This is a genomic window from Streptomyces yongxingensis (genome assembly GCF_055597465.1).
The window spans coordinates 7,133,700-7,149,292 of the sequence record NZ_CM145717.1; the positions used below are offsets into that span (position 1 = coordinate 7,133,700).

5 protein-coding genes and 1 pseudogene are annotated in these 15,593 nt (G+C 73.0%); 3 read left to right on the plus strand and 3 right to left on the minus strand.

Annotated features, from left to right (window positions below):
* The first annotated feature begins 14 nt into the window (after positions 1-14).
* Complete coding sequence (locus tag ACZ6TD_RS30355) at positions 15-11,654, plus strand: type I polyketide synthase (protein ID WP_471343260.1); 11,640 nt, start codon at positions 15-17, stop codon at positions 11,652-11,654.
* A 157-nt stretch (positions 11,655-11,811) separates the two neighbouring features.
* Here ACZ6TD_RS30355 and ACZ6TD_RS30360 read toward each other — a convergent pair.
* Positions 11,812-11,910, minus strand: a pseudogene (locus ACZ6TD_RS30360) (hypothetical protein); the annotation flags it as partial.
* A 170-nt stretch (positions 11,911-12,080) separates the two neighbouring features.
* Here ACZ6TD_RS30360 and ACZ6TD_RS30365 point away from each other — a divergent pair.
* The gene (locus tag ACZ6TD_RS30365; RefSeq protein ID WP_471343261.1) at positions 12,081-12,854 is read left to right on the plus strand and encodes a glycosyltransferase family 2 protein; all 774 of its coding nucleotides are present in this window, start codon (positions 12,081-12,083) and stop codon (positions 12,852-12,854) included.
* A gap of 19 nt (positions 12,855-12,873) precedes the next feature.
* Here the strand turns inward: ACZ6TD_RS30365 and ACZ6TD_RS30370 are convergent, their stop codons facing one another.
* Entirely contained in the window at positions 12,874-13,743 is an 870-nt protein-coding gene (locus ACZ6TD_RS30370; RefSeq protein ID WP_471343263.1) for a ketopantoate reductase family protein, read from the minus strand.
* A 70-nt stretch (positions 13,744-13,813) separates the two neighbouring features.
* On the opposite strand from ACZ6TD_RS30370, the gene ACZ6TD_RS30375 reads away from it, so the two are divergent.
* Positions 13,814-14,443, plus strand: coding sequence for a TetR/AcrR family transcriptional regulator (locus tag ACZ6TD_RS30375; RefSeq protein ID WP_471343265.1), 630 nt, complete (start codon positions 13,814-13,816; stop codon positions 14,441-14,443).
* 194 nt (positions 14,444-14,637) lie between these two features.
* On the opposite strand, the gene ACZ6TD_RS30380 is transcribed toward ACZ6TD_RS30375, so the two are convergent.
* Positions 14,638-15,576: an ACP S-malonyltransferase gene (locus tag ACZ6TD_RS30380; protein ID WP_471343267.1), complete on the minus strand. Its 939-nt coding sequence runs from the start codon at positions 15,574-15,576 to the stop codon at positions 14,638-14,640.
* Positions 15,577-15,593: the final 17 nt, after the last annotated feature.

Consider the following 15,593-nt stretch of genomic DNA (forward strand, 5'->3'; position numbering starts at 1 on the left):
AGGGAAACGCACGTATGAATGAGGAAAAGCTCCGCTACTTTCTCAAGCGGGTGACCGCCGACCTGCATGAGACCCGGCGCCGCCTGCAGGAGGTGGAGTCGGAGGACCAGGAGCCCATCGCGATCGTCGGGATGAGCTGCCGTTACCCGGGCGGGGTCAGCTCCCCCGAGGACCTGTGGCGGCTGGTGTCCGAGGGCGGGGACGGCATTTCCGAGTTCCCCACCGACCGCGGCTGGGACATCGGGCGGCTCTTCGACGACAATCCGGACGGCGCGGGCACGAGCTATGTCCGGGAGGGCGGTTTCCTCCACGACGCCAACTACTTCGACCCGGCCTTCTTCGGTATCAATCCGCGCGAGGCCCTCGCGATGGACCCCCAGCAGCGGCTGCTGCTGGAGACCACCTGGGAGGTGTTCGAGCGGGCGGGCATCGACGCCACCTCCGTGCGCGGCACCCGTACCGGTGTCTTCGCGGGCGTCATGTACCACGACTACGCCTCGCGGCTGCGCGCCGTGCCGCCCGGTGTCGAGGGCTACCTCGGCACCGGCGGCTCCAGCAGCATCGCCTCCGGCCGGGTGGCGTACACCTTCGGCCTGGAGGGGCCGGCGCTCACCGTCGACACGGCGTGCTCCTCGTCGCTGGTGACCCTGCACCTGGCCATGCAGGCGCTGCGCAACGGCGAGTGCTCGCTGGCGCTCGCGGGCGGTGTCACCGTGATGTCGACGCCCGGCACCTTCACCGAGTTCAGCCGTCAGCGCGGGCTGTCCTTCGACGGCCGCTGCAAGTCCTTCGCGGCGTCGGCGGACGGCACGGGCTGGTCCGAGGGCGCGGGCATGCTGCTGGTGGAGCGGCTGTCGGACGCGCGCCGCAACGGCCACAAGGTGCTGGCCGTCGTCCGGGGTTCGGCCATCAACCAGGACGGCGCGTCCAACGGTCTGACGGCGCCCAACGGCCCGTCCCAGCAGCGCGTCATCCGCCAGGCGCTCGCCAGCGCCCGGCTGACGGCCGACCAGATCGACGTGGTCGAGGCCCACGGCACGGGCACCACGCTCGGCGACCCGATCGAGGCCCAGGCGCTGCTCGCCACGTACGGCAAGGAGAAGTCCGCCGAACGGCCGCTGCTGCTGGGCTCCATCAAGTCCAACGTCGGCCACACCCAGGCCGCCGCCGGTGTCGCCGGGATCATCAAGATGGTCAAGGCCATCGAGCACGGCTATGTGCCCAAGTCCCTGCACATCGACGAGCCGTCGCCGCACATCGACTGGTCGGCCGGGGCCGTCTCGCTGCTGACCGAGGGCCGACCGTGGCCGGAGACCGGCCGTCCGCGCCGCGCCGCCGTGTCGTCGTTCGGCATCAGCGGCACCAACGCCCACCTGATCATCGAGCAGGCCCCGGCGGAGGACCCCGAGGGCGAGGAGGCCGCGGAGGCCCCCGCCGAGGGCACGGCGGCACCGGCCCAGGAGACGGCGGCGCCCCGGACCCTTCCCCTCCTGCCGTGGCTGGTGTCCGGCAAGGGCGAGGACGCGCTGCGCGCCCAGGCCGCCCGGCTCCACGCCTACGTGGCCGAACGCCCCGAGCTGGACCCGGTGTCCCTCGGCTACTCCCTGGCCACCACCCGCGCCGCCCTGGAGAACCGGGCCGCCGTCATCGCCGGTGACCGCGCCACCTTCCTCGACCGCCTCGCCGCGCTCGCCTCCGGTGAGCCCGCCGCCGGGGTGGTCCAGGGCGTGGAGACCCGGGGCAAGCTGGCGTTCCTCTTCACCGGCCAGGGCAGCCAGCGCCTCGGCATGGGGCGCGAGCTGTACGAGACGTACCCGGCGTTCGCGGAGGCGCTGGACGCGGTGTGCGCCGCGCTCGACCCACGTCTCGAACGACCCCTGAAGGACGTGCTGTTCGGGGACGACGCCGCCGCGCTGGACCGCACCGGCTTCACCCAGCCCGCCCTGTTCGCCATCGAGGTGGCCCTCTTCCGCCTGGTCGAGTCCTGGGGCCTGAAGCCGGACGTGGTCTCCGGCCACTCCATCGGCGAGATCGCCGCCGCACACGTCGCGGGGGTGCTCTCGCTCGACGCCGCCGCCCTGCTGGTGGCGGCCCGGGGCCGCCTCATGCAGCGGCTGCCCGGCGGCGGCGCGATGATCGCCGTCCAGGCGTCCGAGGACGAGGTCACGCCGCTGCTCACCGAGCGGGTGTCGATCGCCGCGCTCAACGGCCCGACGTCGGTCGTCATCGCGGGCGATGAGGACGTGGCGCTGGAGATCGCGGCGTCGTTCGAGGCCCAGGGCCGTAAGACCAAGCGGCTCACCGTCAGCCACGCGTTCCACTCGCCGCTGATGGACCCGATGCTGGAGCCGTTCCGCAAGGTCGCGGAGAGCCTGACGTACCAGGCCCCGAAGATCCCGGTGGTCTCCCACCTCACCGGCGGCGTAGCGCCCGCCGCGGAGATCGCCACCGCCGACTTCTGGGTCCGCCATGTCCGCGAGGCCGTGCGCTTCCTCGACGGTATGCGCGCGATGGAGGCGCAGGGCGTCACCACCTACCTCGAACTCGGCCCGGACGGTGTGCTGTCCGCGCTCGGCCAGGAGTGCCTGGCGGGCGAGTCCGAGCACGTGGCGTTCGCCCCCGCCCTGCGGTCCGGCCGCCCCGAGGCCGAGACCCTGACCACCGCCCTGGCCACCCTGCACACCCGGGGCACGGCCCCCGACTGGGCGGCGTACTACGCGGGCACCGGCGCCGAGCGCGTCGAGCTGCCCACGTACGCCTTCCAGCGCGAGCACTACTGGCTGGACGCGGGCACCGCCTACGGCGACGTCTCCTCCGTCGGCCTCGGCACCGCCGACCATCCGCTGCTCGGCACCGCCGTCTCCCTGGCCGACGCGGAGGGCTTCCTCTTCACCGGGCGGCTCGCGCTGGACACCCACCCGTGGCTGGCCGACCACGCCGTCATGGGCGCGGTGCTGCTGCCCGGCACCGCGTTCGTGGAACTGGCGGTGCGCGCCGGTGAGCAGGCCGGATGCGATCTGGTGGAGGAACTCACCCTGGAGGCACCGCTGATCCTGCCCGAGCGGGGCGGGGTCCAGCTCCAGATCGCCGTGGGCGCCCAGGACGACACCGGCCGCCGCACCCTCGCCCTCCACTCCCGCCCCGACGAGGCGGGAGACGACGAGCCGTGGCTGCGGCACGCCACGGGCGTCCTCGCGGAGAGCGCCCCCGCGACCCCGTCGTTCGACCTGAGCGCCTGGCCGCCCGCCGGGGCGGAGCGCATCGAGACCGACGGCCTGTACGAGGGCCTGGCCGAGGCGGGCTTCGGCTACGGCCCGGTCTTCCAGGGCCTGCGCGCCGCCTGGCGCGGCGACGGCGAGGTCTACGCCGAGGTCGCCCTCCCCGAGGACACCGAACCCGGCGCCGCCCTCTTCGGCCTCCACCCGGCCCTGCTGGACGCCGTCCTGCACACCATCGGCCTCAGCGACCTGACCGAGAACCCGGGCCAGGGCGGACTCCCCTTCTCCTGGACCGGCGTCCGCGTCCACTCGGTGGGCGCCGACACTGTACGCGTCCGCCTGTCACCGGCCGGAAACGGCACGGTGTCCCTCCAACTCGCGGACGTAACGGGCACCCCGGTGGCCACGGTGGACCGCCTGGCCCTCCGCACGGTCTCCCAGGACCAGCTCACCGCCCCGGGCACCGCCCCCGACGCCCTGTTCACGGTGGACTGGACCCCGATCCCGGCAACGTCCGAGCCGGTGTCCAACGACGACTGGACGGCCATAGGCCCCAACACCTCCTACCCGGACCTGGCAGCGCTGGCCAAGGCCCTGGACGCGGGCACACAGCCCCCGCAGTACGCAGTGGTATCCCTGGCAAATCAAGCCCGTCCGGCGTTTGAGGACCCGGGCCAAGGGGCGGAGCCCCTTGTTTCGGGAAGGGGCGGGACAGGGGAAAGCCCCACCGAAGCCGCACACCGGACCACGGCCCAGACCCTCGAACTGCTCCAAACGTGGCTGGCCGAACCCCACTTCACCGACACCCGCCTGGTCATCCTCACCGACGGCACCAACCTCGCCCACACCGCCGCCCACGGCCTCATCCGCTCCGCCCAGTCGGAGAACCCGGGCCGCATCATCCTGGTGGACACCGACACCCACCCGGACTCCCTCGACGCCCTGCCCACCGCCCTTGCCACCGCCCTGCCCACCGCCCTGGCCTCCGCCCTCGCATCCGGCGAACAGGAACTCGCGGTGCGCGAAGGCACGGTCAAGACCCCCCGCCTGGCCCGCGCCACCGCGTCAACGCAGGACCAAGCCCCCGAGTGGAACCCCAACGGCACGGTCCTCCTCACCGGCGCATCCGGCACCCTGGGCACCCTCTTCGCCCGCCACCTCGTAACCGACCACGGCATACGCCACCTCCTCCTGGTCAGCCGCCGCGGCGAAAGCGCCCCCGGCGCCGCCGAACTCACCGCAGAACTCGCCGAGCTGGGCGCCGAAGCCGACTGGGCCGCCTGCGACGTAGCGGACCGGGACGCCCTCGCCGCAACCCTCGCCACCATCCCAGCCGAGCACCCCCTCACCGCCGTCGTGCACACCGCGGGCGTGCTGGACGACGGCGTGATCGCGTCCCTCACCCCCGACCGGCTCACCACCGTCCTCCGCCCCAAGGCGGACGCGGCCTGGAACCTCCACGAGCTGACCCAGGACGCGGACCTGTCCGCGTTCATCCTCTTCAGCTCGGCCGCCGGCGTCTTCGGCGGCGCCGGACAGGGCAACTACGCCGCGGCCAACGCCTTCCTCGATGCCCTGGCCCGGCACCGCCGCGCCCAGGGCCTGCCCGCCACCTCCCTCGCCTGGGGCCTGTGGGCCGAGCCCGGCGGCATGGCCGGAGACCTGGACGAGGCGGAACTCGCCCGCCTCCAGCGCGGTGGCGTCGCCGCCATCACCGCCGACCAGGGTCGGGAACTGTTCGACCTGGCGCACGCCGCGGGCGACGCGCTGCTGGTCCCCATGCCGCTCGACCTGGCCGCCCTCCGGGCCCAGGCGAGCGCCGGAATGCTGCCGCCGCTCTTCCGCGGACTCGTCCGCGTCCCGCCCCGCCGCGCGGCCCAGGCCGCCGCGGCCGCGCGGTCCGGCGCGCTCGCCCAGCAGTTGGCCGGGGCGGCGTCCGACGCCGAGGCCGAGGCCATCGTCCTCGGCCTGGTCCGTACGCAGGTGGCGGCCGTACTCGGCTACGCCGGGCCCGAAGCGGTCGAGCCCCAGCGCGCGTTCAGCGAGGTCGGCTTCGACTCGCTCACCGCCGTGGAGCTGCGCAACCGCCTGACCGCGGTCAGCGGCGTCCGGCTCCCCGCCACGTTGATCTTCGACTACCCGACCCCCGCCGCCCTCGCCGCCTATCTGCGGGCCGAGGCCCAGGGCAGCCAGGAGGACGCGGCCGCACCCGTGGCCGCCGCCACCCCACACGACGACGACCCGATCGCCATCGTGGCGATGAGCTGCCGCTTCCCCGGCGGGGTGACCTCGCCCGAGGACCTGTGGAAGCTGGTCACCGACGGCGCGGACGCCATCACCGACATGCCCACCGACCGGGGCTGGGACATCGAGTCGCTCTACGACGACGACCCTGACCAGCAGGGCACCAGCTACGCCCGCAACGGCGGATTCCTGCACGACGCCCACCACTTCGACCCCGTCTTCTTCGGGATCTCGCCGCGTGAGGCGCTCGCGATGGACCCGCAGCAGCGGCTGCTGCTGGAGACCACCTGGGAGGCGTTCGAGCGGGCCGGGATCGACCCGGCGACGGTGCGCGGCAGCCGGACCGGCGTCTACACCGGCGTCATGTACAACGACTACGGCACCCTCCTGCACCGCGCCCCCGACGGCCTCGAGGGCTACATGGGCACCGCCAGCTCCGGCAGCGTCGCCTCGGGCCGGGTGTCGTACACCTTCGGGCTGGAGGGTCCGGCGGTCACGGTCGACACGGCGTGCTCGTCCTCGCTGGTCACCCTGCACATGGCGGTACAGGCGCTGCGCAACGGCGAGTGCTCGCTCGCCCTCGCGGGCGGTGTGACCGTGATGGCCACCCCCGGCACCTTCGTGGCCTTCAGCAAGCAGCGCGGCCTCGCGACCGACGGCCGCTGCAAGCCCTTCGCCGCCGCGGCCGACGGTACGGCCTGGGGCGAGGGCGTGGGCATGCTGCTGGTCGAGCGGCTGTCGGACGCGCGCCGACACGGTCACCCGGTCCTCGCGATCGTCCGGGGCTCGGCCATCAACCAGGACGGCGCCTCCAACGGCCTCACCGCGCCCAACGGCCCGTCCCAGCAGCGCGTCATCCGGCAGGCCCTCGCCAACGCCCGGCTGTCTCCGGCCGACGTGGACGTCGTGGAAGCACACGGCACCGGTACGACGCTGGGCGACCCGATCGAGGCGCAGGCGCTGCTCGCCACCTACGGCCAGGAGCACACCGAGGACCAGCCGCTCTGGCTGGGCTCGGTGAAGTCCAACTTCGGCCACACCCAGGCCGCGGCCGGTGTCGCCGGGATCATCAAGATGGTCAAGGCCATCGAGCACGGTGTGCTGCCCAGGACCCTGCACGTGGACGAGCCGTCCCCGCACGTGGATTGGACGGCGGGCGCGGTGTCGCTGCTCACCGACCAGACGGAGTGGCCGGAGACCGGCCGTCCGCGCCGGGCCGCGGTGTCCTCGTTCGGCATCAGCGGGACCAACGCGCACACCATCATCGAGCAGGCCCCGGCGGAGCGGCCCACGGCCGCCGACGCCACCGCACCCGAGCCCGGTGCGCTGCCGTGGATCCTGTCCGGCAAGAGCGAGACGGCGCTGCGCGCCCAGGCCGAGCGGCTGCTGGCCCACCTCGACGCCCACCCGGGCCTGCGCCCGGCCGACGTCGGCTACTCCCTGGCCACCACCCGCGCCGTTCACGACCAGCGCGCGGCGCTGGTCGGCACGGACCGCGAGGACTTCACCCGCGCCCTGACGGCACTCGCCCGGGGCGAGGCGGCGGCCCAACTGGTCCAGGGCACCGGGACGGCGGGCAAGACGGCGTTCGTGTTCCCCGGGCAGGGGTCGCAGTGGGCCGGTATGGCGGTGGGGCTGATGGACGCCTCGCCCGTCTTCGCGGCCCGTATCCACGAATGCGCCGCCGCGCTCGCGGAGTTCACCGACTGGTCGCTGGTGGAGGTGCTGCGCGGCACCGAGGGCGCGCCGTCGCTGGAGCGGGTGGATGTGGTCCAGCCGGTGCTGTTCGCCGTGATGGTGTCGCTCGCCGAGCTGTGGCGCTCGCTGGGCGTCCGGCCGTCCGCCGTGGTCGGCCACTCCCAGGGCGAGATCGCGGCCGCGTGCGTGGCCGGAATCCTGTCGCTGAAGGACGCCGCGCGTGTGGTGGCGCTGCGCAGTCAGGCGATCGGCCGGGTGCTGGCGGGCAAGGGCGGCATGGTGTCGGTGGCCCTCCCGGTGGCGGACATCCGGGAGCGCATTGCCCCCTGGGGCGAGGAGCGCATCTCCGTCGCGGCCGTCAACGGTCCCTCCTCGGTGGTGGTTTCGGGTGAGCCCGAGGCGCTGGAGGAGCTTCTGGCGTCCTGTGAGGCCGATGAGGTGCGGGCGCGCCGGGTGCCGGTGGACTACGCCTCGCACTCGGCCCAGGTGGAACTCCTCCGCGAGGAACTCCTGGAGCTGCTGGCCCCCGTACAGCCCAGGGCGGCCGAGGTGCCGTTCCTGTCGACGGTGACGGGGGAGTGGGTCGAGGGTCCGGAGCTGGACGCCGAGTACTGGTTCACCAACCTCCGTCGCACCGTCGAGCTGGAGGGCGCCATCCGCCGCCTGCTCGATGAGGGCTACGGAGCCTTCATCGAGTCCAGCGCCCACCCGGTGCTGACGATGGGTGTGCAGGAGACCGCCGAGGACGCGGGCCGTGAGGCCGCCGCGATCGGGTCGCTGCGCCGCGACGAGGGCGGCCTGGACCGTTTCCACATCTCGCTGGGCGAGGCGTGGACGCGCGGTGTGGCCGTGGACTGGGAGGCGGTGTACGAGGGGACGGGCGCGGCCCGCGTCGAGCTGCCCACGTACGCCTTCCAGCACGAGCGCTACTGGATCGAGGTCCCGCTCTCGGTGGGCGACGTCGCCTCCGCCGGTCTCGGCGCCGCCGGGCATCCGCTGCTGGGCGCCGCCGTCGAACTGCCCGACTCCGAGGGCTTCCTGCTCACCGGGCGGCTCTCCCTCCAGACCCACCCCTGGCTCGCCGACCACGCCGTGTCCGGCACCGTACTGCTGCCGGGAACGGCCTTCGTGGAGCTGGCGATCCGCGCCGGTGACCAGGTCGGCTGCGATCTTCTGGAGGAGCTGACCCTGGAGGCGCCGCTGATCCTGCCCGCCCGGGGCGGGATCCAGCTCCGGCTGACCGTCGGCGCGCCCGACGCGAGTGGCCGCCGGGCGCTGGAGGTCTACTCCCGCCCGGAGCCGGACGCGGACCGGGGCGACGCCTCGGACGGGCCCTGGAGCCGCCACGCCAGCGGTGTCCTGGCCCCCGGCGACGCCGCCGACAGCGGGGCGGACCTGTCCGTATGGCCGCCCGCGGAGGCCGTCGCCCTCGATGTGGAGGACCTCTACGAGCGGTTCGCGGCGGGCGGCTTCGGCTACGGCCCGGCGTTCCAGGGCCTCGCCGCCGCCTGGCGGCGCGGCGAGGAGGTCTTCGCCGAACTGCGTCTGGACCAGCGGCAGCACCGCGACGCCGCGCTGTTCGGGCTGCACCCGGCGCTGCTGGACGCCGCGCTGCACGGAGTCGCGCTCGGCGACTTCCTGGGCGCCGGCGCCGACGGCATCCGGCTGCCGTTCTCCTGGAGCGGGGTCACCCTCCACGCGGCGGGCGCCACGGCGCTGCGCGTACGGATCGCCCCGGCCGGGCCGGACGCGGTGGCGCTGACCGTCGCGGACGGAAACGGCGGCGCGGTCACGTCGGTGGACTCCCTGGTGCTGCGGCGCATCGCCCCGGAGCAGTTGCGCGCGGCCCAGGTGACCTACCACGACTCGCTGTTCCGGCTGGAGTGGGCGCCGGTGCCATCGCCCTCGGCGGCCTCCGCGGCCGTCCGCTGGGCCCTGGTCGGCGAGCAGGCCGCCGCGAACGGCAGGGACCCCTTCGGGCTCGTCGACGCGCTGGAGTCCATCGGCGCCGAGTGCGCCGTCTTCCCCGATCTGACCGAGCTCGCGGCCGTGGTGGCCTCGGGCAGCCCCCGGCCGGACGTCGTCCTGCTCCCGCTCTCCGGCCCCGCCGGTGGCGGTGGCGGCCATCTGGCGGAGGGCGCGCGGCTGGCCACCCACGCGGCGCTGGACACCGCGCAGTCGTGGCTCGCGGAGGAGGGCCTCGCCGGGGCGCGGCTCGCGTTCGTCACCCGCGGGGCGGTCGCCACGTCCCCGGACGCCGAGGTGTTCGACCTGGCGCACGCGCCCGTATGGGGGCTGATCCGCACCGCGCAGACCGAGAACCCCGACCGCTTCCTGCTGCTGGACCTGGACGACGAGGGAGCCTCGGCGGACGCGCTCATGGCGGCCGCGGCCGGCGGTGAGCCGCAGCTCGCCGTCCGCGCGGGCGCCCTCCACGCGCCCCGGCTGGCCCGGGTCGCCGTTCAGGAGGTCGCCGCGCAGGAGGAGGACCGGACGCCGGAGGGGCTGCCGGAGTTCGACCCGGACGGCACGGTCCTGATCACCGGCGCCACCGGTGTCCTCGGCGGGCAGCTCGCCCGCCATCTGGTGGCCGAGCGCGGAGTGCGGCATCTGCTGCTCAACAGCCGCCGCGGCCAGCGCGCCCAGGGGATGCCCGAGCTGGTCGACGAACTGACCGCGCTGGGCGCCCGGGTGAGCGTCGCGGCCTGCGACGTGGCCGACCGCGAGGCGCTGTCGATGCTGCTGGCCGAGGTGGACCCGGAGCATCCGCTCGCCGCCGTCGTGCACACCGCCGGGGTGCTGGACGACGGACTGCTGCCCGCGCTCACCCCGGAGCGGATCGACACGGTCTTCCGGCCGAAGGTGGACGCGGCGCTCAATCTGCACGAGCTGACCCTGGACCTCGGCCTGAAGGCGTTCGTGGTGTTCTCGTCCGCCGCCGGTACCTTCGGCGCGCCGGGCCAGGCCAACTACGCGGCCGCCAACACCTTCCTGGACGCCTTCGCCGCGCACCGCCGCTCCGCCGGGCTGCCCGCGCTCTCGCTGGCCTGGGGCCTGTGGGAGCAGCGCAGCGCGATGACCGGCGGCATGGCGGACGCGGACGTGGCCCGTATGGAGCGCTCCGGGATGGCGCCGCTGACCTCGCGGGACGGTCTGGAGCTGTTCGACACGGCGTGCTCGGTGGGCGGTGAGGCGGTGCTCGTACCGCTGCACCTGGACATCGCGCCGCTGCGCGAGCAGGCCGCCGAGGGCGCGCTGCCCGCCGTCTTCCGCGGGCTGGTCCGGGCCCCGGCCCGGCGCCGTACGGTCTCCGCCGGTGCGGCCGACACCGGCGGCCCCTCGCTGGCGCGGCGGCTGGCCGGGCTGGCCGAGGCGGAGCGCGAGAAGGCCGTGCTTGACCTGGTCCGCGGCCAGGCCGCCGCGGTCCTCGGCTTCGCGGACGCGGAGGCGGTGGGGGCCACGCGGGGCTTCCTGGAGCAGGGCTTCGACTCGCTGACCGCCGTCGAGCTGCGCAACCGGCTGGGCGCCGCGAGCGGGCTGCGGCTGCCCCCGACGCTGCTGTTCGACCACCCGACGCCCGAGCTGGTCGCCCGGCAGCTCCTCGCGCAACTGGCCGGTGCGGTGGCCGCCGAGGGCGGCGCGGTGTCGGACGCGGCGCGGGACGAGGCGGCGGGCGCGGAGCCGTCGGCCGTGTTCGGCGCGATGATGCGCGAGGCCGGACGGTCCGGCCGGCAGGAGGAGTTCACCCGGCTGCTGATGGACCTCTCGCGGTTCCGCCCCTCCTTCGCGAGCGCCGCCGAGTTGGACAAGGCGCCCCCGCTGGTGCGGCTCTCGCGCGGCGAGACCGGGCCCGCGCTGGTGTGCTTCTCCTCGATCCTGTCCATCGGCGGCCCGCACCAGTACGCCCGGTTCGCCGCCGGATTCCGCGGCCACCGGAACGTCCTCGCGCTGGGCAACCCCGGTTTCGTCGCCGGGGAGCGGCTCCCGGCCAACCCGGAGGCGGTGGTCGAGGCGCAGGCCGAGGCGGTGCTGCGGGAGACCGACGGGGCGCCGTTCGTGCTGCTGGGCCACTCCTCGGGCGGGCTGCTCGCCCATGAGGTGGCCGCGCGGCTGGAGAGCACCGGGGTGTTCCCGGACGCGGTCGTCCTGCTCGACATCTACTCCCACGACCGGGACGCGGCCGTGGCCCTCCAGCCCGGCCTGAGCGCCGGGATGGCCGAGCGGAGCGCGGGCCAGGTGCCGGTGGACGACACCCGGCTGCTGGCCATGGGCGCGTACTTCCGGCTGTTCGGGGAGTGGCGGCCCAAGGAGGTCAAGACGCCGACCCTGCTGGTCCGGGCCGGCGACCGGCTCTTCGACTGGTCCCGCGACGGCGACTGGCGGTCGTACTGGCAGCTCCCGCACACCGCGCTCGATGTGCCGGGGAACCACTTCACGATGATGGAGGAGCACGCCGGGACGACGGCCCGTGCCGTGGAGGACTGGCTGTCCTAACTGACGGAGGGAGGGCGCGGGCCCGAGTCCAACCCCGAGGGGGCTGCCGGTGATTCCGGGGCCCGCGTGACGACGGCCTGTACGACCCCTGTGGGGTGCCACTGATGCGATGAAGCACAGTGGGACACGGTGGAGATATTGACGCGGCGCCCCCCAACAGGAATGACGGGTCGGTCGGCAGGCAATGTCCGCCGAGGCCGGGGCCGGGTGTGAATCTCATGTACCCGAAGGGCTTGGACTCGGCGGCGTCGATCGCCGTAGGTCAGGTCGGGCACGCCGTCCCCGGGGCGGGGTCGGCACGGTGATCACCGCGATGTCGAACCCGGCCGGCGCGGCGGCTTCGGCGGTCACGGAGCGATGGCGGCTCCTACTACAATCCCAGTGCTTGAATGGACCGTCGTCCCTGGCCTGGCAAGGAGAAGCGCTGTGTCCCTGGTTTCTGTCGTGATGCCCGTGTACAACTCGGCAGCCACTCTCGGTGCAGCGATTCGATCGGTGCTCACGCAGACCTACAGCGATCTGGAGCTTCTGGTCACCGACGACAAATCTTCCGATGGCTCTATGGACCTGCTCATGGAATTTGCCCGGCAGGACAAGCGCGTCCTGCCGGAATCGGCGCCCGAACGGGGTGGTGCGGGCCGGGCGCGGAATCTCGCTATCGAACGGGCCAGGGGAGATTACGTCGCTTTTCTTGACAGCGACGACATGTGGCTTCCGGAGAAACTTGAGCGGCAAATTGACTTCGCGGCGACGGCTGATGCGCCTTTGACGTTCACCTCCTACTACAAGATGGACGCCGACTACGACGGCGAGAGCACCGATTTCGTCCCGAACGGGCGTGTGATTCGCGCGCGAGAACACGTGGACTACCGCGCGATGCTGGTCCAGGATCACATCGGGGCTCTGACCGCCATGTACGACCGCACGGTCCTCGGCACGAGGCTGATGCCGGAGATGCGGAAGCGACAGGACTACGCCTTGTGGCTGTCGATCATGCGTGACGGCCATGACGCCCGCGGTCTTCCCGAGCCGCTGGCGGTGTACAGGGCTCACCGCGCGGGATCGCTGTCCTCGAACAAGCTGTCGCTCGTCCAGTACAACTGGGCGCTGTACCGGGAGCACGAGCGGCTGTCGGTTCCCCGGTCGACGCGGGCGTTGGCCGGGGCCGTGTGGCAGTCGCTGCGTAATTCGCGGATCTAGTGGCGCCGTCCTGAGTCGCTTAGCGGGCTCCCGCAGGGGCACGGAGCTGTTCGGCCAGCCGCTCGAGTTCGGCCGCCGTGGCAGGCGAGGGGTCGTTGAGTCCGCTGTGCACGGCCGTCGGGCTCTTCAGGAAGCGCCGGAGCCCGGCCACGAGGAGCCCTTGCGGCAGAGCCCGCAGCGCGGCGAACGCGCGAGGTACCGGCGGCGTCTCCATCGCGGCGAGGTTCTGCCGTATCAGGTGGAGCATGCCGCGGACCGCGTCCGGGGCGTCGGCCAGCACTACCGGGCCGCCCGCCGCGTGCACCGCCTGACCGAGCGGGACCTCGAACGCGGCGTGCGTCCTGAGCCAGGCATCCATCCGCGGCTCGGCCTTGGCGTTGATCCCGGCGGTACGGAACGTCTCCACGATCCGTACCAGTCGCGGGGTGGTACGGCCGTCGGGCTCGCCGATCGGCATCGCGACCCGGCGGGTGATGAGATTGCTCTTGCGGTAGCGGACCACGTCGCCGTCCATCGTGCCGCCAGTCGTGGGGAAGCCGAGCAGCACCCGCTCGTGGCCGATCACCGCACCCAGCGTCTCCGGGCCGGCTGCCCAGTTGAGCAGGAACAGCACGTCACCTTGGACACCAGCGAGTGATTCCAGCACTGCATCCACCTGGTGGGTGCGGACGAAGACGGTGATCAGGTCGTACCCGCCGTTCGGGTGCTCTACCACCGGTACCGGCACCCGCTTGACAGGGCCGTCTTCCTCGGCGAGCCGCACTCCCTGCCGGCGCAGGGCGGTCAGGCGCACGCCCCGGGCGAGGAGCGAGACGTCGTGGCCGGCCTCGTGCATGCGGGCGGCGAAAAGGCTGCCGCAAACCCCGGCGCCGTACACGAGCAGCTTCATGACAGCCCTCTTTCATACGTTCGTTTCATTCATACGTTCGTTTCATTCAAGCATATGTAGAGTCCCTCGTGTGGCGACCCCAGACACCCGCACCCAGATCCTCGACGCGGCCGGGCACCTCTTCGCCGAGCACGGATACCGCGGCACCTCGGTCCGCGCGATCACCAAACTCGCCGGAGCGAACCTGGCCGCCGTCGGCTACCACTTCGGCTCGAAGGCGGAGCTGATGGCCGCAGTCGCCCGCCGCGTGATCGAGCCCATCAGCGCTGCCCAGTGCGCCGGGCTCGACAAATTGCTCGCCCGGACCCCCGACCCACCGGTCAGCGAACTGGTGGAGGCGTTCGTGGGGCCGCTGTTCGACGAGATGCCGGCCGGCGACGAGGGCGGCGCCCGGACGTCCCGGCTGATCGTGACGATCCTCAGCGACCCGGCCGAGGAGGCACGCGGCTGGACCGGCCCGGCCGAGGACTCGGTCCGCGAGCGCTACCTCGCAGCCTTCGCGCGCGTACTGCCCGGCCTTTCCCCGGAGGAGCTGCGGTTCCGGATGCGGGGAATCCTTGCCGTGACGGCCGTCGACCGCCTCCAGGTCAACCAGCAGCCCTCCGCTGGCTGCGTGCCCCCGGTAGCGGGCGAGGCGGCCCGGCGATGGGCGATCACGTTCCTGACGGCAGCGATGAGTGCGCCACCGACCCGGACCTGACGACCCAAGACAGACGCTGGCGGCGCCGGGTCAGGCGGCGTTCGCGCACGCCGTGGGGGCGGGTGCAGGTGGCCCGGCGGCGCGGTCGAGGTTCGCGGCCGGGGAGACATCCCGCTCACGCCAACGCCCCGTCAACTCGGCGAAGTCAACGGGGCGTTGGGCGGATTACCGCCGCGCGGCGTGTTACGCCGTCATCAGCGCTTACGAGGGGGCCGCGAGCGCTTGCCCGGACCCACCGTCACCACCTCGAAGTTGGACTTGGTGCGGTCCAGCCGGTGGAAGAGGTTGTCCGGCCCGGTGATGTACATCTTCGACACCCCGGCGCCCTTCAGCGTGTCCACCACCTTCGGCCAGTGGATCGGCAGGTCGAAGGTGTCCAGCAGCATCGTGCGCAGCTCGTCGGCCGTGGTCACGACGGTGCCGTCCTGGTCGGTGACCACGGGCAGCTTCGGGTCGAGGATGTCGTACTTGGGCAGGATCTCCTCGGCGGCCCGGCGCCGCAGCTCCGCGAACGCGGGCGCGTGCACCGCCGGGACCATGGTGTACATGGAGTAGCCGCCGGCCTGACTGATCGCCTTCTTGAACCACTCCAGCTCCGTCTCGCGCAGCGACACCATGAAGAAGCCGTCGTCGAGATAGCCGGAGTAGTCGTACCACTCACCGCGCTCGCCGAGCTCGGTCAGGATCTCCGTCAGCTTCTCCTGCGGAGTGCGGACGAAGGTGTGGGTGACCGCGTCCTGGTACTCCTCGGTGAAGTACGCGTGCTCACAGCGGGCCAGCTCCGCGGTGAGCCGCACCACCTCGGGGAACGGCAGCGAACTGACGTAGGCCGCGGCCGCCTTCTGCCCGAAGCTGGGGCCCACGCACAGGTCGGGGACCAGCCCGTGCTCCTGCTCCGCCCGGTCCGCCGATGCCATCGAGTTCACCAGGAAGGCGATCTGGGTGGCCTCGGAGTAGTCGTCCTCGGAGTCGCGGAGCCGGTCGAAGACCGAGTAGCCCAGCGCCTCGTCGGCCTCGGCGAGCCGCTTCCGGGCGAACGGGTCGAGCGTGAGGAACCTGCCCACCTCGGAGAAGCCGGAGGGTCCCATGCCCGGGAAAACGATGGCTGTCTTCGTCTGCTCGGATGCCGTCATGGTGTGGTGCCTTAACT

What these genes read in the sequence shown, in the direction of transcription:
- ACZ6TD_RS30370 (WP_471343263.1), bottom strand. Translation starts at nt 13,743, where the DNA reads ATGAAGCTGCTCGTGTACGGCGCCGGGGTTTGCGGCAGCCTTTTCGCC.
- ACZ6TD_RS30380 (WP_471343267.1), bottom strand. Translation starts at nt 15,576, where the DNA reads ATGACGGCATCCGAGCAGACGAAGACAGCCATCGTTTTCCCGGGCATG.
- ACZ6TD_RS30355 (WP_471343260.1), top strand. Translation starts at nt 15, where the DNA reads ATGAATGAGGAAAAGCTCCGCTACTTTCTCAAGCGGGTGACCGCCGAC.